We start from the raw sequence: 23,130 nt of genomic DNA on the forward strand, positions 1-23,130 counted from the left end.
CCCTTGCATTCCACCACCCTGACACAAGCATCCGGTCCCGCGGCACCCGCGCACCACCTGGACGCCTAACGCAGGTTGTAGGTGCGCCAGCTGCCGAAGCTCGTGATGTCCCGGCCCGGATCAGCCGCGTCGGCGGTGCAGACGAAGCCGAGCACCTGTCGGCCGTCGACGAGTTCCACCGGACCGATCGCCAGCGGAGCAAGGATCGTCGCGAGGAAGCCGGCCAGTTCGGCGCTGGGCAGCGCCCAGACCTCGACTTCGATACCCGGTCCATCACTCGGCGTGAGAGTGCGGGTGACGCCGGGGCGAGGTACTGGGCCGTCCACCAAGAACATCCTGTAGTCGCGCGCCATGCGGCTCTCGAAGGCCAACCGGGCGCCTCGCAGTACGAGGTCGTCGTTGAGCGGCTGACCGGACAGGTGAGCACCCGCCACCGCGAGGAGGATCTCGTCGGTGGACGGGGCGCGCGGCGGTACCGGCTCGCCGCACCACGCAGCAGCCAGGTCGATGATCAGCTCGTCGTGCCCGGCCGGCGCCAGCAGCTGTACGCCGAACGGCAGGCCGTCGTCGCGAGCGGGACCGGGGAAGGCGACGGCGCACAGGTCGAGCAGGTTGACCATGTTCGTGAACCTGCCCATCCGGCTGTTCACCCCGACCGGATCGGCCGCCACCTCCGCCAGCGTCGGATGCGACTCGGTCACCGGCAGCAGCAACGCGTCGATCCGGGTCCACAACGGCTCCGCCTGCCGGGTCAGCGAGGCCAGCCGGTCGAATCCGGCGAACGTCTCCGCCGCGGTCAGCCCGGCGCCGCGTCGTACGATCGATCGGACCGTCGGGTCCACCGCGGGGTCGTCGTCGAGCTTGTCGCCGAAGGCGAGCCAGCGTTCGGCCAGCCACGGCCCGGAGTACAGCAGGTCGGCGGTTTCGAGCAGCACGCTGACGTCGACCGGTACGACGATGCCGAGCTTGGCCGCCTGGTCGACCGCCTCCGCCCAGGCGCGCTCGTGCAACGGGTCCATCCCGAGTGGACGATCCGGTACGCCGATCAGCGGAGCTCCGGTCGACGCGGCCGGCCGGGGCAACTGGCGCGAGTACGGATCGGCCGGGTCGTAGACGGCCATCACCTCGAAGGCCCGGCGAGCGGTGGAGACCGTGCGGGCGAAGACCGTCACGCAGTCGAGCGACCGGCAAGCCGGAATCACCCCGGACGTGGAGACCAGCCCTTTGCTCGGTTTGATCCCGACGATCCCGTTGAAGGCGGCCGGCACCCGCCCGCTGCCCGCGGTGTCCGTCCCGAGCGCGAAATCGACCTCGCCCGACGCCACCGCGACAGCACTGCCCGCACTCGACCCGCCGGAGATGTGCTGCTCGGAGAAGACCGAGTGACAGGCCCCGTACGGCGAACGCGTGCCGACCAGCCCGGTCGCGTACTGGTCGAGGTTGGTCTTACCCAGCGCTGTCGCGCCGGCCTCGATCAGCCGCTCGACCACGAAGGCGTTGGCAACGGCAGGCGTCGTACTGCGCGGGTCGGCGGCCGTGGTCGGCACGCCGGCCAGGTCGATGTTGTCCTTGATCGCCATCGTCAACCCGTGCAAGGGACCGGGCTTCGGCTCGGCGGGCGGAACGCGCGTGATCCAGACCGTCATGCTCCCCACCTCGCCCGCTCGGCGTCGAAGGCGGCGCGCCTCTTGGCGCGAAGGGTGACGATGTCCATCGGTGCCTCCTGCTCGATGCGGCGGACGTCGGCGATCGAGAACGTCGCGGGTCTCACGTCCAGGTCTGCGCCGGCCTTGATCTGTTCCCGTCGGTCGGCAAGTTCGTGCGGACTGACGGGGGTGAAGCGGATCCGGTCGAACTGCCTGAGCAACCAGGGCTGTTCGTCGTTGTCCGAGATCCGCCAGACCGGCACGGTCCTGCCGACGAGCTGATAGCCGCCAGGCCCTTCCATGCCGTAGATGCACAGGTAGATCCCGCCGATTCCGACGGCATTCTGCGGCGTCCAGGTCCGGGCCGGGTTGTACTTCGTGGTGACGAGCCGGTGGCGTGGGTCGAGCGGTACGGCCACCGGTGCGCCGAGATACACATCGCCCATGCCGACCACCAGATAGGTGGCCGCGGCAACGATGTCGAACACCTCGGCACGATCGTCGAGGTCGTTCACGCGGCGGATGAACTCCACGTTGTCCGGACCCCAGGGCGCGTCCGGGCGGACCGAGGTCTGGTAGCGCTGCATCGCCTCGTGGGCGAGCGGATGGTCGAACGCGATCGGCAGGATCACCTCGCGGGCCGGCAGGATCACCGCCGCCGGGTCCGCGAGTTCGCCGGCCAGCCTCGCCAGTTGTTTCGCAAGTTCGTCCAGACCGAGGCGGGCGGAGTCGATTGCCACCAGCACCGACCGGACTCCCTCGACGATCTCGACGACGCCGTCGGGTCGGTCCCCGCGCAACGCTTCAGCCAACAGGTGAACCCAGACCCGGACGGTCAGGTCGAGTTCGGTAGGTCCCGCTTCCACCAGCAGATGACGGTCGCCGGACCGCCTGATCGTGTACGCCGGTACGGAACCCGCCCCGCCTTCCTGGTGAAGGACTTCCGGTCGCTCCGGGCCACACCCGATGGGCGTCACGGGTGGTGGGTCCTGGCGAAGATCGGCCAACCACGTACGGCGTACTCGCATGGCCTCCGCTGCGTTGTCCGGTGACACCGGGTGGAGCTGGACGGCGTCGCCTGGCCGGAGCTGGCCGAGCATCCAGCGATCGGCCTCGATCACCACCGCCGGTACGACGAACCCTCCGAGCGACGGGCCGTCCTTGCCGACGATGACCGGGGTGTCGCCGGAGAGCATGATGCCGCCGACCGGGTAGGCGGAGTCGTGCAGGTTCGAGGGGTGCAGGCCGGCCTCACCGCCGTCGTCGCGGGCCCAGCCTGGTGTGGGGCCGACCAGGCGGACGCCCGTGCGGTCTGAGCGATGGTCGACCAGCCAGGTCGTGGCGAAGAACTCCTCGACACCTTCGTCGGTGAGGTGGTCGGGCGCGCCGTGAGGCCCAGGAATGACCCGCAGCATCCAGTTGCCGGTCAGTTCGGGGAGCGTGATCGGTGCCGGCGTGAGGAGATTCTCCTTCCTGGCCAGGGGAATCTCGTCACCGTGCTGGAGCGGGCGGCCTTCTTGGCCGCCGAAACCGCCGAGGGTGAAGGTGGAGCGGCTGCCGAGGACGCGGGGAACGTCGAGGCCGCCCTCGATCGCGACGTACCCACGCATGCCGGGGCCGTCGAGCGGGCCGACGTCGAGCGTTGCGCCGGCCGACAGCTTGGCGACCTTGCCTGCCTCGAGCCTTCGTCCGTCGATGGTGGCCTGCGTTGCCGCACCGCCTACGCAGACCAGCCGGTCTTCGTCGGCCGTGATGGTCGGCCCGGTCACGACGCATTCCAGGCCGGCTGCGTTGTCCGGGTTGCCGACGGCCGCGTTGAGGAGGGCGAAGGTGAGTTCGTCGACCGCGCCCGAAGGCGGTACGCCGACATCCCAGAGACCTTGCCGACCGGCCAGGTCCTGGATCGTGGTCTGCATTCCCGGCCGGACGACGGTGAGTCGAGCCATCAGTGCCACCAGCCGAGGAGCTGTACGGGAGTGGGGTTCCAGCCGTTGCAGGGGTTGTTCAGCTGGGGGCAGTTGCTGATCAGGACGAGTAGATCGCGAGACGCCGTGAGTTCGACGTACTTGCCTGGGGCCGAGAGGCCGTCGGCGAAGGACAGGTTGCCGCCCGGATCGACGGGGACGTTCATGAAGAAGTTGAGGTTGTGGCCGAGGTTGCGTTGGCCGATGCCGGCCTGCGCGCCGTACCGGAGGAAGGTCTGGCGACAGGCGTGCTGGTGACGCGTCGCCTCGCCGTACCGGATGACGTTGCTCTCCTGCGAGCAGGCGCCGCCGATCGTGTCGTGCCGGCCGCAGGTGTCGCCCGTGATGACCGCGAGCTCGTCGAGGCGGGTCGAAAGTAGGCGGGATCCGGTGGTGAGGAAGACCGCTCGCTGTTCGCGGACGGTGTCGAACGCGGAGTACCGGTTGTCGAGGTCATGGGCGTCGTAGAGCAAGGTGTCGACAGCCTGGTTGCCGTGCAGGTCGACGATGCGGAGCCGGCCGCCTGCCGGTACGGCGATCAGGGCACCGTCGCCCGCAGCGATGGTGGTGTCCAGGGTCGACTCGAGGATGGTCGTCATACCAGCGTCCTCCTCGACATCTCGAGAGCGCGGGCCGCCTCGTCCCGTTGGGGTCGATGGAGTTCTGTCGCGGGTGTCACCTCGACACGGACGGAGGCGGGGTCGTGGTAGGAGAGCGGGTGTGGGGCAGTCGAGATGACGACGAGGACGTCCTGCTCGGTGCGGAGATCGACGGTGTCGCCTGCTGCCGCGTGGCCGGGGCTGTAGGCCAGCCTCGTGTCGTCGGCGATGGCGACCTTCGAGAAGAAGTTGATGCTGGCGTGCAGGTCGGCCTCACCGAGACCGTGCTTCGCCAGTTCGGTGCAGAGGAGTTGGTCCTGCCGGAAACCGGTGAGGCAGTCGTGCCAGTCGAGAGTGGAGGCGGTCACGGACGCGAGCGCCAGGCCGCGATCCGACATGAGGACCATCGGGGGCCGGATGCACGCCGACATCTGCGCCTTCAACGTGTCCGGGACATTGAGACGGTCGAGACGGTCGGGGCCGAACAACAGCATGGTCGCGTTCGCGTCGGGGCCCAGGGCGGTCAATCTGATCAGGCGCCCGGCACGGACGGGGAACGACCAAGCGGTGCCGCCTGGGAGCTCGTGCTGGTAGCTCACGCGTTCACCTCCGCCACCTGGGGCGCCCGGCCGATGGACGCGTGGTACGGCGTGCGCTGGTACCGATAGGCCAGTACGCCGCCGATCGCGGTGACTGCCAGCGTGATCAGCGGGAGGTAGTGGAGGTACCAGCCGTCGCCGGCCGGGTCGTAAACAGCTGCTCGCGGCCAGCCGAGGTTGATCGCCATCGCGAGTCCGTAGACCACCGCGACGCCGTTGATCAGCAGACCGAATCGGCCCAGGGAGAAGAGTTTCCGACCGTCCTCGTCGACACCGTCCGGCAACGGATCGCCCTTGAGCCGCTGGACGAACAACGGCACGGTGACGAGCAGATAGGCGATGTAGAGCAGCGTGATGCACACGCTCGCGAGGCCGAGGAACAGGCCCGCGTTTCCGACGTTGACCACGAGGCAGAGGGCGGCCCCGATACCCGGTACGACGGTCGCGAGTACCGGCGTACCGGTTCGTGGTGAGACGCGGCGGAGCTGGCTGGAGAACGGGAGGACGTTGTCGCGGGCCATCGAGAAGATCATCCGTGCCGCGGCGGTCTGGATCGCCAGCGTACAAACGCAAACCGCGAAGGCGACGTCGAGCAGGAGGAGTTTGCCGGTGGTGGTTCCGAGGCTGCTGGTGAGCACATACGGCAGCCCGCCGAGCGCGAGTTTGCCGTCGGTGACCGACGGCGCCGCCATCAGTGCGGCGACGATGAGGAACGCGCCACCGATGCCCGAGGCAACGACCGCGCGGAAGATGGTGCGCGGCGTGGTGGCCCGCGGCTTGTGCGTTTCCTCGGCCAGTTCGCCTGCGCTGTCGAAGCCGACGAGAACGTACGCTGCCATCAACGCGGAGATCAGCAGCGGTACGACGTACCCGGTGGTGTGGTCCAGGTTGGTCGTGTGCAGCACCACCGAAGGGCCGCGCTTGGAGTGAGTGACCAGCAGGACGACGAGCAGGACCACGCCGATGAGCTCGCACGTGACACCGACGGAGTTGACGATCGCGGTGACACGAACGCTGACCGCGTTGAGTGTGGTGGTCACCACGAGCAGGAGGCAGCCGAGCAGTACGGCGTTGGCCGCGCCGTCGCGGGACGCCAGCGAGGGATCGGTGCCGATCAGTTGGAAGCCGGTCCAGACGGCTGGAAGCACCACCTGCAAGGCGATCGCGGCCGCCGCGACGGTGATGATCTGTGCGATCACCATCGTCCAGCCTGCGAACCAGCCGACCACCGCGCCACCGAGCCGTCGAGACCACTGGTAGATAGCGCCCGACAGCGGATAGCGGGCGGAGAGTTCGGCGAAGCAGAGGGCCACTGTCAACTGGCCCGCGAGAACGGCCGGCCAGGTCCAGAAGAACGCCGTACCGCCGAACCCGAAGCCCAGCCCGAACAGCTGGAACACCGTGGTCAGGATCGAGACGAACGAGAAGCCGGCCGCGAACGACGCGTAGCGCCCGACCCGCCGATGCAGTTGCTGCTCATAGCCGAAGCCGCCGAGCTCGGCCGCGCTGACACCGTCCGGCGTACCGGCCACCGCGGTGTGATCGAGGGTTGCTGACATTCGGGCCTCCCGCATCGTCGGCCCGGAACCCACACGGCAACCCGGGCCATCAAGGCCTCCCGGGCTTTTGTCCCGCCGTGGAACGGACCCGGCGACAGCACCCGGTCCGTCTCCCCTCTCGGACCAGCCCTCCCGTCACCGGAAGCGGAACCCTAGGGGCGCCCCACCACTCCGGCGGGTCCCCCTCAGTCCACCCCCCACGTGTTACCCCCCACCCCCTCCCCTGTAACACCCCCATGAACACACCCTCACACCCCCAGCCCCATCCCAACCGACACCTGTGAGGTCAGAAGCGGGTCCACTTCCCTTCGGAGGGTTACCCCACTGTCCTAGCAATGGGGTAACCCCTCGAAGGGGAGTGGACCCGTCTCTTCGGGCGTAGTACGGGGTGATGGGTTGCGCTACGGGTGGGGGTGGGTTTACGGTCCCGGTTAACGTTTAAGTGAGCGTTGGTGAGTGATTTGAGCAAGATTAGATCACTAACGGTCAGCGATGGGAGTGAGGTCAGCGATGTCTACGGAGAGTCACGTCAGCAGGCGGCGGTTTCTGCAGTTGACCGGCGGGGCGCTGGGGGCGGCTGCGCTCGGGCCCACCTTGGCGGGGTGTGGGGACGGCGGGACGGCGGACGGTGGGGCGAAGGCCTCGGGTGAGCTGAAGCTGCCGACGTACAAGGCGTTCGAAGGAGTGCAGCCGGATCTGCCCGGGGCCGAGTCGGGGCTGGAGCCGGGCTTCCTGCGGTTCCCGGAGAACGCGATCGCGAGTGTGCAGACCGCGCCGCTGAAGAACGCGGTGACCGCGCTGACCGAGACGTTCGCGACGCCGCCACCGCCGATGGGCAGCAACCAGATGTGGCAGGCGCTGAACCGGGCGCTCGGCGCGGACCTGAAGCTCACCATCGGTACCGACCCGGGCTACCCGGAGAAGTTCGCCACGCTGCTGGCCAGTGACTCGCTGCCGGACCTGATGTGGCTGCCGCCGAACCAGGGCATCCCGAACGTCGGTCCGATGCTCGAAGCCAAGTTCCAGGACCTCACCAAGTACCTGTCCGGCGACGCCGTACTGGAGTACCCGAACCTCGCCGCGCTCAAGCCCGCCTCATGGCGGACCGCGGTGGTGAACGGCAAGATCTGGGGCGCCCCGATCCCGTCCACGCCGTTCGGCCAGGTGATGATGGGCAACCCGAAGACGTGGGCCAAGGTCGGCGGCCTGCAGTGCTCGACGGCCGACGAGTTCTTCGCCAAGTGCAAGGAACTCACCAACGGCACCAACTACGCCCTCGAGCCGGCGATCATCAACATGCTGCACATGTTCGGCGAGTGGTTCGGCGCCCCGAACAGCTGGCGGGTCAACACCGACCGGTCGCTCACCCACCTGTACGAGACGGACAACTACAAGGCTGCCGTCGAGTACGCCGCGAAGCTGTGGGCCGCCAAGGTTTTCTACCCCGACCTCAACCTCGCCGACGCCACCCCGAAGACGGTCAACGGCCAGATCGCCGCCCAGGTCGTCGTCGGGCCGCGAGCGACCGCGGACTTCCGCGCGATCGACCCGACCTTGTTCGTCGAGACGATGATCCCGTTCGGCCACGACGGCAAGGCCAAGCCGGTCTACGACATGGGCTACGGCACCGTCGGTTTCACCCCGTTCAAGAAGACCGACGAGGGCCGGATCCGCGAACTCCTTGCCCTGATCAACTATCTCTCGGCGCCCTTCGGCACCAAGGAGTACCTGCAGAAGAACTTCGGTACGGCGGGTCAGCAGTACAACCTCGACGCCAACAAGAACCCGGTGCTCACCCAGGCCGGCAACCAGCAGGCACCGGGCCTGGTCAGCGCGCTGCAGATCATGACCTCGCCGGAGAGCGTGATCTTCAACCCCGCGTTCCCCGAGGACACCAAGAAAGTCCATGCCACCGAGCAGAAACTGCTCGAGCACGCGATGCGCAACCCGACCGCGGGCACGTACTCCGACACCAGCAGCAAGGTCGGGCCGAAGCTGACCGCGGCGTTCCGCGACACGATCGTCGACATCGTCACCGGACGGCAGAAGATCGGTGCGTACGACGAGGCGCTGAAGCGGTGGAAGAGCGGTGGCGGCGACAAGATGCGCGGCGAGTTCGAGGCCGTGCTGCCGTCGAGCGTCCCGGTCACCCAGTCCTGAGTCCGCCGATGGAGACCAGCACGCCGATGGATGCCAAGAGCACCAGCACGACAACGGAACCCAGCACGCTGACGACCAGCGCGACAGCCGCCCCGCCGCGCGGCACCGAGCCCACGCCACACGGCGCCGGCGCACGCAGTACGAGACGGGTGAAGGCGAAGTTGCCGTTCGGCGTCCGCTGGCGCCGAGACTGGCAGATGGTGCTGATGATGGTGCCCGGCGTGCTGTTCCTCATCGTCTTCTTCTACCTCCCGGTGCTCGGCAACGTCGTCGCGTTCCAGGACTTCCAGCCGTACCTCGGAATCATGCACAGCGAGTGGAACGGCCTGCAGAACTTCGTCAACCTCTACGCCAACCCGGACTTCTGGGACGCGCTGAGAAACACGATGATCCTGGCCGGCGTCCAGTTGCTGCTGTTCTTCCCGGTGCCGCTGGCGATGGCGCTGATCGTGGATTCGCTGGTGAGCAACAGGATCCGGCGCGCGTTCCAGACGATCGCGTACCTGCCGCACTTCCTCTCCTGGGTGCTGGTGATCGCGTTGTTCCAGCAGTCGCTGGGCGGTGCCGGGTTCGTCAACAACCTGCTCCGGCAGGCCGGCCTCGATCCGATCCCGTTCATGACGAACCCGGACACCTTCCCGCTGCTGGTCGTCGGACAGCTGATCTGGAAGGACGCCGGGTGGGCGATGATCATCTTCCTCGCCGCGCTGTCCGCCGTCGACGTCTCCCTGTACGAGGCGGCCGCAGCGGATGGTGCCGGCCGGTGGCGCCGGTTGTGGCACATCACCCTGCCGTCGATGCGAACCGTCATCGTCCTGCTGCTGATCCTGCGCATCGGCGACATCCTCAGCGTCGGCTTCGAGCAGTTCATCCTGCAACGCGACTCGGTCGGCCCGGGCGCAGCCGAAGTCCTCGACACCTTCACGTACTACGCAGGCGTGGTCGGCGGCGACTGGAGCAGCGGAGCAGCGGCCGGGTTGGCCAAGGGGGTCGTCGGTGCTCTGTTGCTGTGGGGCGCGAACTCGATCGCCCATCGCCTCGGTGAACCCGGCATCTTCCAGAAGCGGAGTGGATCATGACGACGCAGGTCTTCCGGGCGGCGGCCCGGCCAATCTGGAAGGAGCGCCCGGCACCGGCGTACCAGTCGATCAAGGCGCTCGTCCTCGGCGGGTTCGCGATCGCGATCATCGTCCCGATCCTGGTCGTGATCTCGACGTCGCTGGCCAGTGACAAGGACATCATCGAGGCCGGCGGCTACGTGCTCTGGCCGAAGCACCCGACGGTGAAGGCGTACGAGACGCTGTTCTCCGGCGGACTGATGGGCCGGGCGATCATGGTCAGCGTCTTCGTCACGCTGGTCGGTACGGCGTTGGCGCTGGTCACCACGATCTCATTGGCCTACGCGACCTCGCGGCCCGTGCTGTTCGGCCGGCCCGTGTTGTTGCTGGTGCTGTTCACGCTGTTGTTTGCCCCGGGCATCATTCCGATGTTCCTGATCGTCAAGCAGTTGGGGCTGATCGACAGCTTGTGGTCGCTGATCCTGCCCGGAGCGCTAGGCGCCTTCAACTTCGTGGTGATGCGCACGTTCTTCATGAACGTGCCGCAGGAGTTGCTGGAGAGCGCCCGGATCGACGGCGCCAGCGACTTCACCATCCTGCGCCGGATCGTGATGCCGCTGTCGAAGGCGGTGATCGCGGTGGTCGGGCTGTTCTACGCGGTCGGGTTCTGGAACGCGTTCTTCAACGCGTTGCTGTATCTCAACGACACGTCGAAGTGGCCGGTCCAGGTGATCCTGCGGACGTACGTGCTGCAGGGCAAGTCGCTGTCGGCCGATCAGCTCGGAGTGACCCCGCCGCCGCAGCCGCAGTCGCTGCAGATGGCGGTCGTGGTGGTCGCTCTGGTGCCGATCGCGATGGTCTACCCGTTCCTGCAGCGGCACTTCACCAAGGGAGTCATCACCGGCGCCGTCAAGGGCTGAGTTTCACCACCTCTGAGAGAATCGATGTCATGTCCACGGGGATGACCGACAAGCCGACACTCCGGACGGTCGCCGCGGCGGCGGGAGTGTCGATCGCGACCGTCTCCTACGTGCTGTCCGGGCACCCGCGCAGCCAGGCGATCTCCGAAACGACCGCGCGCCGGGTCCGGGACACCGCGAACCGGCTCGGGTATCGCCGCAACGACGCGGCCAGGGCGATCCGGACCGGCAAGTCCGACCTCGTCCTGCTGTCGCTCAGCGTGCTGGCCGACCCGTGGGCCCAGGCGGTCGCGGCCGAGATCAGCGCGGCGGTGACCCCGCTGGGCAAGACCGCTCTGATCGTCGCCGACGGTGACTGGCGCACAGTGTTGTCGAACCGGACGCCGGACGTCATCTTCATCGACCACGTGCCGCCCGACCCGGACCTGGTCGCCGATCTGCAGGCGTTCGCGGCCCGCGGCGTACAGATCGTCGCCTTCAGTGAGACTCTCGAGCCGCGCGGCTTCGACGTGATCCGGTCGGGCGCCGAGCCGCGCTGCCATCTGGCCGTCGAGCACCTGCTGGAGCGGCACACCCGGATCGGCGCGCTCACCTCGAAGACCGAGGGATCACCCCGCTTCGACGCCTACCGGAACACGATGGCCGCGGCCGGCCTCCCGCTGGGACCGGTGGCGACCTTCGAGCCGCATCCGGAGGGTGCCTACCGCGCCGCACGGGCGTTGTTGACCGAGACCGACCGGCCGACCGCGCTCTATTGCACGACTGACTTCGCGGCGATCGCCGCGATCCGGGTCGCCCACCGCTTGCACCTCGACGTACCGGGGGATCTCGCCGTCATCGGCGTCGGCAACACCCCGGAGGGCGAGCGCTACGACCCGTCCCTGTCGACCGTCGGTCCGGTCGGTTTCAACGAGGCTCTCAGCCAGATCATGGTCGACCGCCTGACCACCCGCGAGGGCGCGCCCGGCAAGGTCTTCGACTTCCCGTGGCAACTGATCGTCCGCGACTCGACCTCACCAGCCGCGGGCGCGCCAAGCCTGCAGTGACGGGGCTTCGGCTCCGACCGTGGTGGAGTCGCCGTGCCCAGGATGGATGCCGACAGCAACGTCGTACGCCGTGAGCAGGTGCTCGACCGAGGTCATGATCGTGTCGAAGTCCGACAACGGCCAGCCGGTCAAACCCGGACCGCCGGGGAACAACGTGTCCCCGGTGAGCAAGTGACCAGGCATCGCGAGCGTCACCCCGTCCGGCGTGTGCCCGGGGGTGTGCACGACCTGTACTACGAGTCCGCCGACGACCAACTCCTGCCCGTCAGCGAGCTCGCCGTCGATCCGGGCATCCCAGAGGCGTAGTCCGGGATCGAACTCGAGGAGACCGGTGGGCAGCAGCTCGCCCGTCGCCGTACCGGCATCCCAATGGCCTTGTTTTCTTGCCTGTTCGAGCTCATGTGCCCACACCTCGGTCGCCGCCCGATGGGCGAGTACCGGCGCGTCCACAAGCTCCGCGAGCAACGGCAATGCGAGAACGTGATCGAAATGCGCATGCGTCAGCACGATGCCCTGGATCCGGAGATCCTGTACTTCGGTGGCGAGCCGCTCCGGATCGTCGCCCGGATCCACCAGCAACGCGTCCCGGCTGCCCGCCGCGTGGACTACCCAGGTGTTCGTGTCCAGCACGCCGGCGACAGACCGCCGCAGTACGACGCTGTCGGTCATCTTCGCGCCGCACGCCGGAGGATGTCCTCGAAGACCTCCGGCCGATCGCTGTCGACGACCGGAAAGCCGGCCGCCCACGGACCTTCCCAATGCACGGTGATACCGGGGTTGTGCTCGGACGTACCGTCAGCCAGGAAAAGGTGCGGACTGCCCTTCACCTCGTCGCCCTGGCTGATCGCGAAGTCGTCCATCAGCGCACGCCGGTAGCTGCCGTTGTCGAGGTCCTCGGTCAACCGGGCCAGGTCGAGGTCGAGACCGCTCGCGATCCCGAGGATCACGCTGCGATGGCTGATCGACTTGCTCTCCAGCCAGAACCCGACCCGCAGCGCCCGGTCGAGCAGTTCACTCGCGCGCAGGCTCTGCGCCTTGGCGGCAAGAACGGCCTCGGCAGCCAGCAGGACCGTGTGGGGATAGAGATCGTCCGCGTGAGCCCAGACCCGGAAGCCGGCTTCCGGAGCGATCTGGCCGAGCCCGACCGCCTCGGTGTCGGTACCGCGCCGAGGGTGCGGCCCGTCGAACAGTTCGAGTGGGAACACATGATGGTCGAAGCCGACCACGTCCTCCAGGCCCAGCTTCGCCCGCGTCTCCCAGAGCCGATGGACGGCGACATGCGCGAACGGGCAGAGCAAGTCCGACCAGACCTGGACCGTCCGGGCCGCGACGGCCGGCCGCTGGATGCTGTTCATCCGTGCTCCTGATGCTCGGTCCCGGCCGGATTCGTGCGGAAGCGCCGTGGCGACAGCAGCACGGCCGTACGCCGCTCGCTCGCCATCACCCGGTCGTACTCGTCGAGGTCGTCGTGCTGCCCACCCGCGGCAAGGTAGATGTCGCGCAGCAGTTTCCTCAGGCCCTCCGTGTCGAGCCCGTCCAGTGGGTCGTCCGGTCCGGCGAGAGTGACCTCCCCTTCGACGGAGACCCACTCCCATCCGGCCCGGAACACCAACGTGGCTTGCGGATGCCGACGCAGGTACCGCGTTTTCGCAGTGTTGCCCCGGGCAACAAAAGCAACCACCTCGGCACCGGTGACCGGGTGCCGGACGATCCCGCTGTTCACCACACTGACGGCAGGCTCGCCCGACTCCCGCAACGTCACCAGTACTGCGAGCCAGCTGTCCGCGGCCCCGTACTTCCGAACCAGCCCGAGCCCATCGCTCGTCGTCAACGCCATCCCGGCAACCCCTCCCACATCGTCAATCGGACCATGGTCCGGTTGACGATGTTACGGACCGCGGTCCGCTATGGCAAGCCTGCGCTGACGGGTGGCGCCGGCTGCCTCAGCCGATGGCTTTGACGAGGGCCTCGTTGAACGCAGGCAGGTCGTCCGGCTTGCGGCTGGTGATGAGGTTGCCGTCGGTCACGAGTTCCTGGTCGACCCAGGTCGCGCCCGCGTTGCGCAGGTCGGTCTGCAGGCTGGGCCAGGACGTGACGGTCTTGCCCTGCACGACGCCGGCCTCGATCAACGTCCACGGCGCGTGGCAGATCGCCGCCACCGGCTTGCCCGAGTCCACGAACGCCTTCACGAAGCTCACCGCAGCGTCATCGGTACGAAGTGCGTCGGGGTTGGCCACGCCGCCAGGAAGGACCAGCGCCGCGAAGTCGTCGACCGACGCGTCGCCGACGGCCTGGTCGACCGGGCGCTTCTCGGCCGCGGTCAGGTGGTCGAAGGTCTGCACCTCGCCGGTCTTCGGGCTGAGCAGCACCGGCTGGTGACCGGCCTTCGAGACAGCCTCCCAGGGGTCGGTCAGCTCCACCCGCTCGATCCCCTCGGCGGCCACCAGGAACGCGACCTTCTTGCTGTCTGCCATATCCGTTCACCCTCTCGCTGTGTGATGTCGCGCCCCCTGTACCCGGTCGTCAGGATTTGAAGAGGGCGCTGTACGCATTCAGGGCGAGTTGGCCACCGAGGTGGGCGTAGAGGACGTTCGACGTCCGCGGGATGTCGCCCGAGCTGACCAGGTCGATCAGGCCGGCCATCGATTTGCCTTCGTAGACCGGATCGAGAATGACGCCTTCGAGGCTGCCGGTGAGCCGGATCGCGTCGAGCGTCGAGGCGACCGGGATCCCGTAGTACTCGCCGGCCCAGCCTGCCAGCACGGTGATCTCGTCGTCGCGGAGTTCCCGGCCGAGGCCGATCAGTTCCGCCGTACTACGGGCGATCCGCTCGACCTGGGCCCGGGTCTGCTCGATCTTGGCCGACGCGTCGATCCCGATCACCCGGCGCGGGCGGTCCTGGCCGGCGAACCCGGCGATCATCCCGGCGTGGGTCGACCCGGTGACCGAGCAGACCACGATCGTGTCGAAGAAGACGCCGAGTTCGGCCTCCTGTCGCTGGACCTCGTCGGCCCAGTTGGCGAACCCGAGGCCACCCAGGCGATGGTCGGAGGCGCCGGCCGGAATCGGGTACGGAACACCGCCCGCCGACCTGATGTCCTCCAGCGCGTTCTCCCAGCTCTCCTTGAAGCCGATGCCGAAGCCGGCGTCGACCAGCTCCACCTGGGCACCCATGATCCGCGACAGCAGGATGTTCCCGACGCGATCGTTGACGGAGTCGGGCCAGTCCACCCAGCTCTCCTGGACCAGGCGTGCCTTGAGCCCGAGTGAGGCGGCCACGGCGGCGACCTGGCGGGTGTGGTTCGACTGCACTCCGCCGATCGTGACCAGATGGGTGGCGCCTTGAGCGAGGGCCTCCGGTACGAGGTACTCGAGCTTGCGGGTCTTGTTACCGCCGAACGCGAGGCCGGAGTTGCAGTCCTCGCGCTTCGCCCAGATCGCCGCGCCGCCGAGGTGAGCGGAGAGTCGCTTGAGCGGGTGGACCGGGCTCGGACCGAACGTCAGCGGGTACCGCGGGAAGTCGCTCAGGCTCATTGGTCGCGCTCCGATTCCATCGTCAGCAAGGGTTCCAAGGTCTGCCAGTTCTCCCGGGCCGCGAGTCCGGCGGCGGTCGCGTCGCCGGCCGCTGCCAGGGTGATGATCCGCTCGTGCATCGCTACCGACGACCGGCCGGACAGGGACGAGAACTGGACGCGCTCGATCCGGCGCAGCATGGGCGTGACCTGCTCCAGTACTGCGCGCAGCATCGGGTTCGCGCTGGCGACGACGGCGACATCGTGGAAGTCGTCGTCGGCTTGGAGTGCGGCGTCGACATCGTTGGCCCGCAACGCCTTGGCGAACCGGTCGTTCGCCTCGCGCATCGCCGTGAGCTCGTGTTCCGACATGAGCGGAACGGCTTCCCGTACGGCGAGTTCGTGCATCGCCGCCGCGACGAGCTGGGCCGATCGTGTCTGGCGGAGATCGAGCGGACTCACGATGGTGAACCTGCCGGGCTTGGTCTGCACCAGACCGGCCTGTTCGAGTCGGGCGAGCGCCTCGCGGATCGGCGTACGGCTGATGCCGAGCCAGGCAACCAGTTCGGGGTCGCTCAGCCGCTCGCCAGGAGCAAGCGTGCCGTCGACGATCGCGTCCCGGATCGCACGGTAGGCGTCGTCGCGCAGCAGGGATCGGGCGACGAGACCTTGGGTCTGGGGGATCGGCATGCAATATATTGCACGCGAGATGCTGGGCGGTGTCAACTGAGAGGGTTGGGAAGAGGACGGAAAGCGTCTGGATCCGGTTCTACGATGACGCGCATGGAAGCTCAGTACGGCCCGCATCGGTTCTCCGGTGGCGGCGACGAGACCACGCAGTACCGGGGCGCGACCTTCGACGTCGCCGATCTGCGCGCGGCGAGATTCCGCGACTGCGACCTGAGTGGGGTCAAGATCATCGACTCCACGCTGGTCGATGTCGACATCTCCGGCTACGTGAGCGGCCTGGTCGTCAACGGCATCGATGTGACGGCGTTCGTGGAGTCCGAGCTGGACCGGCTTCATCCCGAGCGAGTGCAACTCCGCTCGATCCGCTCAGTCGACGACTTCCGCGCCATGTGGGAGACCATCGAGCAGCTCTGGGCAGAGACCACAGCTCGCGCCGACCGACTACCGGCTCCGGCGCAGCAACCTGTGGATAACTCCGCTGGAGCGGCGGAAGAAACAGTAGACTTTGCAAGGAAGGACAGAGGGCAGCACCAGCGGGTTGACGGCGAGTGGTCGTTCGCCGAGACGCTGCGGCACCTCATCTTCATCACCGACGCGTGGGCGAGCCGGACGATCCTCGACCAGGAGCGGCCCTACCATCCGATCGGCATCACCCAGAGCTGGTATCGCACCGAAGACGCGAAGGCCCTCGGGATCGACCCCGACGCGAACCCGACGTACGAGGAAGTGCTGGCGGTCCGGGCAGACCGGATGGCTGTGGTCCGCCGCATTCTCGACGGCCTCAGCAACGCCGAGCTGGGCCGCACCTGCCAGCGGACCCCCGCTCCCGGTTATCCCGAGGAGGATCGACCGGTGAGTGAGTGCCTGTGGGTCGTGATGGAAGAAGAGATCGAGCACCACCGGTACGCCACCCGGGACCTGAGCGTCCTCGAATCCCGTTCCCGGTAACGCGACCGGGCCGCCGGTGGTTGCCGGCGGCCCGTTTTCCAGCGGTGCCTACTGGATTGTTCCAGCGGTGCCTGTTGGTATTTGCGCGGTGCCTACTGGATGTCGTCGTCCTGGCCGTCGAGCGCGTCCAAGCGGTCCTTCGCCATGTCGCCGCCCTGGTCGATCTTGTCGCCGTACTTGCCGCCGGTCTTCTCGTCCAGGGCATCGCCGGCCTTGTCTACGCCTTCGCCGATCTTGTCGCCCTGGCTGTCGACCGCGTCGGCCGCCTTGTCCTTGAAACTGTCGAATGCACTCATCTCGCCGAACTTCCTTCCCGTTGGCGCCCCGTTGGAACCGTCTGGGGTGTACCGAGACGCTCCTGATGTTCACTCTGCGTGCCAGGTGCCCATCACTTCGATTGCCAAACGCAAGGAGTTCAGGAGGCCTTGCGGGCGAAGACGACGGTCTTCGCGCCGCTGTCCTCGACGCGAGTACCGGTTCGCTCGAAGCCGCACTTCTCCGCCACCCGGATCGACGCCGCGTTTCCTTCGTCGGCCTCCAGGATCAATTGGCCGAGTCCCAATTCGCCCAAGGCCCAGTCGCTCACCAGTTCGACCGCCCGCGGTGCGATTCCCTGACCACGGTGGGTCGGGAAGACGCTGTACGCGATGGTCGCCACCTCGTCGTCACGGAACTGCAGGTTCACGATGCCGACCGGCTCGTCGGAGTCGGCGGCCGCGATCACCATCGGTGCCGCCTGGCCGGTCCGCCACGCCTCGGCGACCCGGTCCAGACTCGTACGCCGGGCCTCGGTGTCCATCGGTGGATCCGTCAACCACCGCAGACTTTCTGGATCGTGACTGGCCGCCGCGATCGCCGCCAGGTCGGACTCGCGTCGCAGCCGCACTGCCACCACGCCGTCCGTCAACGGCCCACTTGGCGGCTCGATCGGTCCGGATCGCCCCATGCCTTGCTCCTTCCGCGTTCTCGAAGAGTCCATAGGAGCACGCGGAAGGTGCAGGCACGGCGGGATCAGGGTTTGTAGACGGCGGCGCTGTTGTAGAGCTTGTTGGTGAAGGACGAGATGTAGGTGTGGCTGTCGGTGCCGCCGAGGTCGTAGGTGAGGAACACGCCGTACCCCTCGTTCACGGTGCGGGTCGCCAGGCTTGCCGCGGTCGACGTGCTGGTCGCGTTGATCTGGATGGCGGCGGGGGAGAGCTTCGACTTGTCGCTCGGGCCGCGCGGTACGGACCACGTGCCGTAGTACGGGTTCCAGGCGTAGTCGAAGGTGTTGGCGATGCTCTGGCCGTTGTAGGTCAGGCGCTCGGCCGACGGGCCGATGTCGTACAGGGTGATCAGCTTGGTCGGCAGCTTCTGGCGCAATGCCCTGACCAGGTAGAAGAACGAGCTGTCGTTCGGCTGTCCGGTGCCGTTGTTCCCGTACTCCGCGTACTCGTCGTCGAAGTCGATCCCGTCCAGCCCGTACTGCGTGACCGCGTCCGCCAGCTCCTGCGCGAACGCCTCGGCCGCCTGCTGGGACGGGAAGTTGGCGAAGCCGGCGCCCTGGTGGTTGCCCAGCACGGACAGCAGCACCTTGATGCCTTTGGCCTGCAGCGGCCGGACCTCGGTGGCGACGTTGTCGAGGACGCGCTGGACGTTCTCGTTGAAGGACAGGTAGGCCTTCGTGCCGTCGTAGTTGATGTTGGCGGCGAAGATGACCCCGATGTCGAACACCTGGGCACCGCCGTTGGCGAGTGTGTACTTGCCGACGTTCACCATGCTGTTGTTGTTGACCTCGACGTAGGCGACCGAGATCGGGCCGGACTTCGCCGCATGCCGGCAGGCGGGTCGCGCCGCGGCGGCCGGGCCGGCCGAGGTCACTCCGGTCGCGGCCGCGGCGGTGCCGGCCGCGAGTAGCGACAGCAAGGTCCGGCGCCGCATGAGTTCTTGACTCATTCTCAACTCCTCTTCGGGCGGGGGGAGGGCGCTATACCGGTTAACCAACGATGACCCGCCCAATGGGCTGCCTGTGGATCACAGAGATAAACCGGTATAGCTCCCAGATCATCGAACGCCTCGCACCGTGTGTCAAGACGTGACCACGCCCGGTCAACTCACCAGGTTGTACTCCGGAAGCCGGGTCACGCCAAGACCCCGTAACTGAGCAGCACGAGGCCGTCGCCGACCCGCCGAGATCCGATCAGCTGCAGGTCTCGCAGTTTGCCGGCCGAGGCGAGCGGCTGATCGCCGGCACCGGCGATACAGGGATAGACCATCAACCGGAGCTCGTCCACCAGTCCATGCTCCATCAGCACGGGGACGAGCCGGCCGCTGGCGTAGACCACGATGTCTCCGTCCACCGCCTCCTTCAGCTTCGAGACCTCGGTCACCACGTCTCCCCGCAGTACGGTGGAGTTGGCCCACTCGAGGTCGTCCAGGGTCGAGGACACGACGTACTTCGGCAGGCTGCGCAGCCTGTCCGCCCACTCGCTGGTCCGCGAGCCCCAGCCTCGCGCCATGAAGTACTCGTAGCTGCGTCGGCCCATCAGCAGCGCCTCGGCGCTCTGTGCCTCCTCGAACTCGGACAAGACCCACGCCTCACGGTCCTTGGCACCGATGCTGTTGAACCAGCCGCCGCGCTCGAACCCGTCGTCCCCGGTCGGATCCTGTACGACGCCGTCGACCGTGATGGTCTCGCTGATGACGATCCTGCCCATCTCGGGCCTCCCATGGTTGTGTGTGACTGTCACCGGTACAGACACCGCCTTCGCGGGAGAAGGGCCGCCCCTTTTCGGCCTCGAGCGGTGTCCGTACTGGTGATGGCCTTTCCAGAGGAAGGTGGGAGAAGTGGCGACCGACCTGATCTCCAGGGCGCGCGCGGGCGACGGCGAGGCGTTCCGGCGACTGACCGAGCCCTACCGGCGAGAGTTGCAGGTGCATTGCTACCGGATGCTCGGTTCGCTGCAGGACGCCGAGGACACCTTGCAGGACACTCTGCTCGCCGCCTGGCGGGGCTTCGGCGGGTACGAGCGGCGCGCCTCGTTGCGAACGTGGCTCTATCGGATCGCCACCAACCAGTGCCTCAACGCACGCCGGTCGGCCGCCCGCCGCCCTGCCAAGGCGTGGGACGTGCCGAACGTCGAACCGCCCGAACCGACCCGGCTCGGCGAGATCGTCTGGCTGGAGCCGATTCCGGACGTCCTGCTCGAGGGTCCGGAGGCGCGCTTCGAGCAGACCGAGGCCGTCTCGCTGGCCTTCGTGACGGCTCTCCAGACGCTGCCGCCGCGCCAGGTCGCAGTACTGATCCTGCGGGACGTGCTCGAATTCCCCGCGGCCGAGGTGGCCGCGATGCTGGACACGACGGTCGAGTCGGTCAAGAGCGCGCTCAAGCGGGCGCGGGCGGGACTGCGGCAGCACCACGGTCACGAACGCCCACCCGCTGCCGGGTCGGCCGCCGAGAACGCGATCGTGGCCAGATTCGTCCGGGCGTGGGAGTCGGCCGATCTCGACGCGCTGCTGGCGCTGCTGACCGACGACATCACGCTGGCGATGCCGCCGATGCCCTTCGAGTACGAGGGGCAGGACGTCGTACGCCGGTTCTGTGCCGGCATCTTCGGGGCCGGCCGGAGATTCGACCTCGTGCCGACGCGAGCGAACGGGCAGCCGGCGTTCGGGGCCTATCTGCGGGGAGCCGAAGACGTCAGTCACGGCACCGGGCTCTATGTCCTCACCCTCCGTGGCGACCAGATCAGCGCGATGACCCGGTTCGAGAACAGCGTGTTCGAAGCCTTCGGGTTGCCGCGATCCTTGCCGAGCCGGTGACGCGGGCGGGATTTCGGCGAAACGCACATATCCGCACCGATCGTGGGCACTGGGGGTGCCTAGTGAAGGGAGGTTCCCGATGGGAGCCGGAGACAAGATGAAGAACACCGCCGACAAGCTCAAGGGTGACGCCAAGGAGAAGATCGGCGACGCCACGGACAACGAGGACCTGCAGGCCGAGGGCCGCGTCGAGGAAAGCAAGGCCGACCTGAAGCAGGCCACCGAGAAGGCCAAGGACGCCTTCAAGGGATGACACGCGTGTAACCAGGGCTCCTTGGGTACTCGGACCGCACGACTATCGGACCGGACCCAAGGAGCCGCTGATGTTACGGACCCTGGCGCTCGTCGCGACACTCCTGGCCGTGCTGGCCGGCTGTGGCGATCCGGATCAGAAGATGCTGACCGAGGGTGCACGGGCGGCTCGCGATGCTGCGTCCGCAGTCGGTACGGCGCGGCTGGCGGCCCAGTCCGCGCTCGACCACAAGCTCTGGAACGCCCCGGCGACCCAAATGGTCTCCGACGCCGAGAAGTCCATCGGTAAGGTCGCCACCACGTTCGATGCCCTGCAGCCCAAGACCGGGCATTCCCGCGCCACCTACGACTCGTACTCGAAGGCGCTCTCGACCGCTCAGGACGAGATCACCGACCTCCGGATCGCGCTGACCAACAACGATCTCGGCACCGTGGCCGATCAGGTCACCCAGCTGCAGACGCTCGGCCAGCAGTTACACCGGCTCGGGGAGCAGGCGAAATGAAGAAGTTGCTCGCCGTCACACTCGGCATCCTGACGGCGATCGGCGGCTTCGTCGACATCGGTGACCTGGTCACCAACGCGCTGGTCGGCGCCCGGTTCGGGATGCGGCTGGCCTGGGTGGTGGTGGTCGGCGTGATCGGCATCTGCCTGTACGCCGAGATGTCGGGCCGGGTTGTGGCGATGTCGGGCCGGCCGGTGTTCGACCTGATCCGTGAGCGGCTCGGCCGGCGTACCGGCTTGTTCGCCCTCATCGCGTCGTTCCTGGTGACGCTGCTGACGCTGATCGCCGAGATCGGTGGCGTGGCGCTTGCCTTCGAGCTGGCCAGCGGGGTGAACTACCTGCTCTGGATGCCGCTGGCCGCGATCGCTGTCTGGCTGGTGATCTGGCGGGTCAAGTTCTCCCATCTGGAGAAGGTCTTCGGCCTGCTGGGTCTATTGCTCATCGTCTTCGCCGTCGCCCTGTGGAAACTCGGTCCGAACTGGGGCCAGCTGGCACACCAGGTCACCCACCCCGTGCCGACCGGCCACGAGACCTGGCTGACCTACGCGTACTACGCGATCGCGCTGTTCGGCGCCGCGATGACGCCGTACGAGGTTTTCTTCTTCTCCTCCGGCGGGGTCGAGGAGAAGTGGAGCCGCAACGACCTCGGTACCGAGCGCGCGAACGTCTACCTCGGCTTCCCGCTGGGCGGCCTGCTGTCGCTTGCGATCGCCGGCTGTACGGCGGTGCTCTACCTGCCGGCCGGGATCAAGGTCGAGACCCTCGGCCAGGTCACCCTGCCGACAGCCGTTGCCCTGGGCAAGCTCGGACTGGCGATCGTGCTGGTCGGCGTGTTCGCGGCCACCTTCGGCGCGGCGCTGGAGACCGCGCTGTCGTGCGGCTACACGATCGCGCAGTACTTCGGCTGGCAGTGGGGCAAGTTCGTCCGGCCGCGGCAGGCCTCGCGGTTCCACCTGATCATCGTCATCTGCCTGGCTCTGTCCATCCTGGTGCTGCTGACCGCGGTGGATCCGGTGAAGGTGACGGAGTACTCGGTGGTCTTCGCGGCGATGGCGCTGCCGCTGACCTATCTGCCGATCCTGATCATCGCCAACGATCCCGACTACATGGGCGAGTCGACCAACGGCCGGGTGCTGAACTTCCTGGCCCTGATCTATCTGGGACTGTTGCTATTGGCATCGATCGCGGCGATACCGCTGATGATCGTGACGAAGGCGGGGCAATGAGATGACCGGAAAGATCCTGCACGCGCAGCTGCACCTGATGGACCGCCAGCTGATCGAGTACCGCAGCGGCGCCCTGCTCGGCAAGGTGGACGACGTCGAGCTGGACCTGCGCTCGGAGATACCGGTGGTCGCCGCGCTGATCTCCGGGCACCAGCGGATCCCGGCGGCCGACATCGCCGAGATCGACAGTGCCGTGAAGATCACGCCGTACCAGCTGAATCTGACCAAGGGCGACGACTGGGTCGAGCAGCACCTGATCGGCAAGATTCCGGGAGCCGGCAATGAGACTGAGTGACCTGCTCGGAGTACGCGTCGTCGATGCCCGTGGCAACAACGTCGGTACGGTGGCGGACGTCCGGCTGGTGCAGGACGGCCCGCTGCAACAGTCGAAACAAGCGGCACTGCGCGTCGACGGCCTGATCGTCGTCGAACGCCGGGTCACCAGACTCTTCGGCTACGAACGCCACGTCGGCCCGGCCCTCCTCCGCCGCATCGTCCACAGCCGCCTGGGTGCGGTCCGCTACCTCCCCTGGCAAGACATCGAGCACCTCTCGCCCGACCTCGTCCGCTCGCGCTCCACCGACCTGCAACCCTTCGAGGAGCTCCCCACCCGCCTCGACCCACACCAGCTCCCCAGCCACTGACAT

At 67.5% G+C, this 23,130-nt stretch carries 26 protein-coding genes and 1 riboswitch; of the genes, 11 read left to right on the forward strand and 15 right to left on the reverse strand.

Annotation, left to right across the window (positions count from 1 at the left end):
* Positions 1-65 precede the first annotated feature (65 nt).
* The 5 genes from atzF to DIZ26_RS36810 are packed head-to-tail and all read right to left on the reverse strand — an operon-like array spanning position 66 to position 6,367.
* Complete coding sequence (gene atzF / locus DIZ26_RS36790; protein WP_112249196.1) at positions 66-1,646, reverse strand: allophanate hydrolase; 1,581 nt, start codon at positions 1,644-1,646, stop codon at positions 66-68.
* Positions 1,643-3,592, reverse strand: coding sequence for a 5-oxoprolinase/urea amidolyase family protein (locus DIZ26_RS36795; protein ID WP_112249280.1), 1,950 nt, complete (start codon positions 3,590-3,592; stop codon positions 1,643-1,645). Before DIZ26_RS36795 ends, atzF begins: the two co-directional genes overlap by 4 nt.
* A complete protein-coding gene (locus tag DIZ26_RS36800; RefSeq protein WP_112249197.1) occupies positions 3,592-4,209 on the reverse strand; it encodes an urea amidolyase associated protein UAAP2 in 618 nt (205 codons plus the stop codon). The genes DIZ26_RS36795 and DIZ26_RS36800 overlap by 1 nt, the downstream gene beginning before the upstream one ends.
* Complete coding sequence (locus tag DIZ26_RS36805; protein WP_112249198.1) at positions 4,206-4,808, reverse strand: DUF1989 domain-containing protein; 603 nt, start codon at positions 4,806-4,808, stop codon at positions 4,206-4,208. Before DIZ26_RS36805 ends, DIZ26_RS36800 begins: the two co-directional genes overlap by 4 nt.
* Positions 4,805-6,367 (reverse strand): amino acid permease, encoded by a 1,563-nt coding sequence (locus DIZ26_RS36810; protein ID WP_112249199.1) that lies wholly within the window; start codon positions 6,365-6,367, stop codon positions 4,805-4,807. Before DIZ26_RS36810 ends, DIZ26_RS36805 begins: the two co-directional genes overlap by 4 nt.
* Positions 6,368-6,421: 54 nt before the next feature.
* Positions 6,422-6,534, reverse strand: a riboswitch (guanidine-I (ykkC/yxkD leader).
* A 343-nt stretch (positions 6,535-6,877) separates the two neighbouring features.
* On the opposite strand from DIZ26_RS36810, the gene DIZ26_RS36815 reads away from it, so the two are divergent.
* The 4 genes from DIZ26_RS36815 to DIZ26_RS36830 are packed head-to-tail and all read left to right on the forward strand — an operon-like array spanning position 6,878 to position 11,551.
* Complete coding sequence (locus DIZ26_RS36815) at positions 6,878-8,527, forward strand: extracellular solute-binding protein (RefSeq protein WP_198676486.1); 1,650 nt, start codon at positions 6,878-6,880, stop codon at positions 8,525-8,527.
* 8 nt (positions 8,528-8,535) lie between these two features.
* A complete protein-coding gene (locus tag DIZ26_RS36820) occupies positions 8,536-9,606 on the forward strand; it encodes an ABC transporter permease (protein ID WP_232828959.1) in 1,071 nt (356 codons plus the stop codon).
* Positions 9,603-10,505: a carbohydrate ABC transporter permease gene (locus DIZ26_RS36825; protein ID WP_112249201.1), complete on the forward strand. Its 903-nt coding sequence runs from the start codon at positions 9,603-9,605 to the stop codon at positions 10,503-10,505. Before DIZ26_RS36820 ends, DIZ26_RS36825 begins: the two co-directional genes overlap by 4 nt.
* A 29-nt stretch (positions 10,506-10,534) precedes the next feature.
* Positions 10,535-11,551, forward strand: a complete 1,017-nt coding sequence (locus tag DIZ26_RS36830; protein ID WP_112249202.1) for a LacI family DNA-binding transcriptional regulator — start codon at positions 10,535-10,537, stop codon at positions 11,549-11,551.
* Here DIZ26_RS36830 and DIZ26_RS36835 read toward each other — a convergent pair.
* From DIZ26_RS36835 to DIZ26_RS36860, 6 genes are all read right to left on the reverse strand, one after another.
* On the reverse strand, positions 11,519-12,220 hold the full coding sequence (locus DIZ26_RS36835; RefSeq protein ID WP_112249203.1) for an MBL fold metallo-hydrolase: 702 nt from the start codon (positions 12,218-12,220) through the stop codon (positions 11,519-11,521). The genes DIZ26_RS36830 and DIZ26_RS36835 overlap by 33 nt on opposite strands.
* Positions 12,217-12,906: a DsbA family oxidoreductase gene (locus tag DIZ26_RS36840; RefSeq protein ID WP_112249204.1), complete on the reverse strand. Its 690-nt coding sequence runs from the start codon at positions 12,904-12,906 to the stop codon at positions 12,217-12,219. The genes DIZ26_RS36835 and DIZ26_RS36840 overlap by 4 nt, the downstream gene beginning before the upstream one ends.
* Positions 12,903-13,388 carry a pyridoxamine 5'-phosphate oxidase family protein gene (locus DIZ26_RS36845; protein WP_112249205.1) on the reverse strand — a complete coding sequence of 162 codons (486 nt, stop codon included), beginning with the start codon at positions 13,386-13,388 and terminating at the stop codon, positions 12,903-12,905. The genes DIZ26_RS36840 and DIZ26_RS36845 overlap by 4 nt, the downstream gene beginning before the upstream one ends.
* 106 nt (positions 13,389-13,494) lie before the next feature.
* The gene (locus DIZ26_RS36850; protein ID WP_112249206.1) at positions 13,495-14,025 is read right to left on the reverse strand and encodes a type 1 glutamine amidotransferase domain-containing protein; all 531 of its coding nucleotides are present in this window, start codon (positions 14,023-14,025) and stop codon (positions 13,495-13,497) included.
* Between the two features lie 49 nt (positions 14,026-14,074).
* Positions 14,075-15,085: a 1-aminocyclopropane-1-carboxylate deaminase gene (locus DIZ26_RS36855; RefSeq protein ID WP_112249207.1), complete on the reverse strand. Its 1,011-nt coding sequence runs from the start codon at positions 15,083-15,085 to the stop codon at positions 14,075-14,077.
* Entirely contained in the window at positions 15,082-15,753 is a 672-nt protein-coding gene (locus DIZ26_RS36860; RefSeq protein WP_112249208.1) for a GntR family transcriptional regulator, read from the reverse strand. Before DIZ26_RS36860 ends, DIZ26_RS36855 begins: the two co-directional genes overlap by 4 nt.
* A 93-nt stretch (positions 15,754-15,846) precedes the next feature.
* Here DIZ26_RS36860 and DIZ26_RS36865 point away from each other — a divergent pair, with 93 nt between their 5' ends.
* Positions 15,847-16,701 carry a DinB family protein gene (locus DIZ26_RS36865; protein WP_112249209.1) on the forward strand — a complete coding sequence of 285 codons (855 nt, stop codon included), beginning with the start codon at positions 15,847-15,849 and terminating at the stop codon, positions 16,699-16,701.
* 92 nt (positions 16,702-16,793) lie between these two features.
* Here DIZ26_RS36865 and DIZ26_RS36870 read toward each other — a convergent pair whose 3' ends face one another.
* From DIZ26_RS36870 to DIZ26_RS36885, 4 genes are all read right to left on the reverse strand, one after another.
* A complete protein-coding gene (locus DIZ26_RS36870; RefSeq protein ID WP_112249210.1) occupies positions 16,794-16,997 on the reverse strand; it encodes an antitoxin in 204 nt (67 codons plus the stop codon).
* A 119-nt stretch (positions 16,998-17,116) separates the two neighbouring features.
* Entirely contained in the window at positions 17,117-17,647 is a 531-nt protein-coding gene (locus tag DIZ26_RS36875; RefSeq protein WP_157979940.1) for a GNAT family N-acetyltransferase, read from the reverse strand.
* Between the two features lie 65 nt (positions 17,648-17,712).
* Complete coding sequence (locus DIZ26_RS36880; protein ID WP_112249212.1) at positions 17,713-18,636, reverse strand: endo-beta-N-acetylglucosaminidase H; 924 nt, start codon at positions 18,634-18,636, stop codon at positions 17,713-17,715.
* A gap of 185 nt (positions 18,637-18,821) precedes the next feature.
* Positions 18,822-19,397 (reverse strand): dihydrofolate reductase family protein, encoded by a 576-nt coding sequence (locus DIZ26_RS36885; protein ID WP_112249213.1) that lies wholly within the window; start codon positions 19,395-19,397, stop codon positions 18,822-18,824.
* 130 nt (positions 19,398-19,527) lie between these two features.
* Between DIZ26_RS36885 and DIZ26_RS36890 the strand changes: the two genes are divergently transcribed.
* From DIZ26_RS36890 to DIZ26_RS36915, 6 genes are all read left to right on the forward strand, one after another.
* Positions 19,528-20,502, forward strand: a complete 975-nt coding sequence (locus tag DIZ26_RS36890; protein ID WP_112249214.1) for an RNA polymerase subunit sigma-70 — start codon at positions 19,528-19,530, stop codon at positions 20,500-20,502.
* A gap of 79 nt (positions 20,503-20,581) precedes the next feature.
* Positions 20,582-20,755, forward strand: coding sequence for a CsbD family protein (locus DIZ26_RS36895; protein WP_112249215.1), 174 nt, complete (start codon positions 20,582-20,584; stop codon positions 20,753-20,755).
* Between the two features lie 70 nt (positions 20,756-20,825).
* Complete coding sequence (locus DIZ26_RS36900; protein ID WP_112249216.1) at positions 20,826-21,257, forward strand: hypothetical protein; 432 nt, start codon at positions 20,826-20,828, stop codon at positions 21,255-21,257.
* The gene (locus DIZ26_RS36905; RefSeq protein ID WP_112249217.1) at positions 21,254-22,483 is read left to right on the forward strand and encodes an Nramp family divalent metal transporter; all 1,230 of its coding nucleotides are present in this window, start codon (positions 21,254-21,256) and stop codon (positions 22,481-22,483) included. Before DIZ26_RS36900 ends, DIZ26_RS36905 begins: the two co-directional genes overlap by 4 nt.
* A gap of 1 nt (position 22,484) precedes the next feature.
* Positions 22,485-22,778, forward strand: a complete 294-nt coding sequence (locus DIZ26_RS36910) for a hypothetical protein (RefSeq protein WP_112249218.1) — start codon at positions 22,485-22,487, stop codon at positions 22,776-22,778.
* Positions 22,765-23,127, forward strand: coding sequence for a PRC-barrel domain-containing protein (locus tag DIZ26_RS36915; RefSeq protein WP_112249219.1), 363 nt, complete (start codon positions 22,765-22,767; stop codon positions 23,125-23,127). The genes DIZ26_RS36910 and DIZ26_RS36915 overlap by 14 nt, the downstream gene beginning before the upstream one ends.
* Positions 23,128-23,130: the final 3 nt, after the last annotated feature.

The organism is Kribbella monticola (assembly GCF_003261635.1).
Taxonomy (GTDB): Bacteria; Actinomycetota; Actinomycetes; order Propionibacteriales; family Kribbellaceae; genus Kribbella; species Kribbella monticola.

Coding starts and splice junctions, on each gene's coding strand:
- atzF (WP_112249196.1), bottom strand. CDS start 1,646: ATGACGGTCTGGATCACGCGCGTTCCGCCCGCCGAGCCGAAGCCCGGT.
- DIZ26_RS36795 (WP_112249280.1), bottom strand. CDS start 3,592: ATGGCTCGACTCACCGTCGTCCGGCCGGGAATGCAGACCACGATCCAG.
- DIZ26_RS36800 (WP_112249197.1), bottom strand. CDS start 4,209: ATGACGACCATCCTCGAGTCGACCCTGGACACCACCATCGCTGCGGGC.
- DIZ26_RS36810 (WP_112249199.1), bottom strand. CDS start 6,367: ATGTCAGCAACCCTCGATCACACCGCGGTGGCCGGTACGCCGGACGGT.
- DIZ26_RS36815 (WP_198676486.1), top strand. CDS start 6,878: ATGTCTACGGAGAGTCACGTCAGCAGGCGGCGGTTTCTGCAGTTGACC.
- DIZ26_RS36820 (WP_232828959.1), top strand. CDS start 8,536: ATGGAGACCAGCACGCCGATGGATGCCAAGAGCACCAGCACGACAACG.
- DIZ26_RS36825 (WP_112249201.1), top strand. CDS start 9,603: ATGACGACGCAGGTCTTCCGGGCGGCGGCCCGGCCAATCTGGAAGGAG.
- DIZ26_RS36830 (WP_112249202.1), top strand. CDS start 10,535: ATGTCCACGGGGATGACCGACAAGCCGACACTCCGGACGGTCGCCGCG.
- DIZ26_RS36835 (WP_112249203.1), bottom strand. CDS start 12,220: ATGACCGACAGCGTCGTACTGCGGCGGTCTGTCGCCGGCGTGCTGGAC.
- DIZ26_RS36840 (WP_112249204.1), bottom strand. CDS start 12,906: ATGAACAGCATCCAGCGGCCGGCCGTCGCGGCCCGGACGGTCCAGGTC.
- DIZ26_RS36845 (WP_112249205.1), bottom strand. CDS start 13,388: ATGGCGTTGACGACGAGCGATGGGCTCGGGCTGGTTCGGAAGTACGGG.
- DIZ26_RS36850 (WP_112249206.1), bottom strand. CDS start 14,025: ATGGCAGACAGCAAGAAGGTCGCGTTCCTGGTGGCCGCCGAGGGGATC.
- DIZ26_RS36855 (WP_112249207.1), bottom strand. CDS start 15,085: ATGAGCCTGAGCGACTTCCCGCGGTACCCGCTGACGTTCGGTCCGAGC.
- DIZ26_RS36860 (WP_112249208.1), bottom strand. CDS start 15,753: ATGCCGATCCCCCAGACCCAAGGTCTCGTCGCCCGATCCCTGCTGCGC.
- DIZ26_RS36865 (WP_112249209.1), top strand. CDS start 15,847: ATGGAAGCTCAGTACGGCCCGCATCGGTTCTCCGGTGGCGGCGACGAG.
- DIZ26_RS36870 (WP_112249210.1), bottom strand. CDS start 16,997: ATGAGTGCATTCGACAGTTTCAAGGACAAGGCGGCCGACGCGGTCGAC.
- DIZ26_RS36875 (WP_157979940.1), bottom strand. CDS start 17,647: ATGGGGCGATCCGGACCGATCGAGCCGCCAAGTGGGCCGTTGACGGAC.
- DIZ26_RS36880 (WP_112249212.1), bottom strand. CDS start 18,636: ATGAGTCAAGAACTCATGCGGCGCCGGACCTTGCTGTCGCTACTCGCG.
- DIZ26_RS36885 (WP_112249213.1), bottom strand. CDS start 19,397: ATGGGCAGGATCGTCATCAGCGAGACCATCACGGTCGACGGCGTCGTA.
- DIZ26_RS36895 (WP_112249215.1), top strand. CDS start 20,582: ATGGGAGCCGGAGACAAGATGAAGAACACCGCCGACAAGCTCAAGGGT.
- DIZ26_RS36900 (WP_112249216.1), top strand. CDS start 20,826: ATGTTACGGACCCTGGCGCTCGTCGCGACACTCCTGGCCGTGCTGGCC.
- DIZ26_RS36905 (WP_112249217.1), top strand. CDS start 21,254: ATGAAGAAGTTGCTCGCCGTCACACTCGGCATCCTGACGGCGATCGGC.
- DIZ26_RS36910 (WP_112249218.1), top strand. CDS start 22,485: ATGACCGGAAAGATCCTGCACGCGCAGCTGCACCTGATGGACCGCCAG.
- DIZ26_RS36915 (WP_112249219.1), top strand. CDS start 22,765: ATGAGACTGAGTGACCTGCTCGGAGTACGCGTCGTCGATGCCCGTGGC.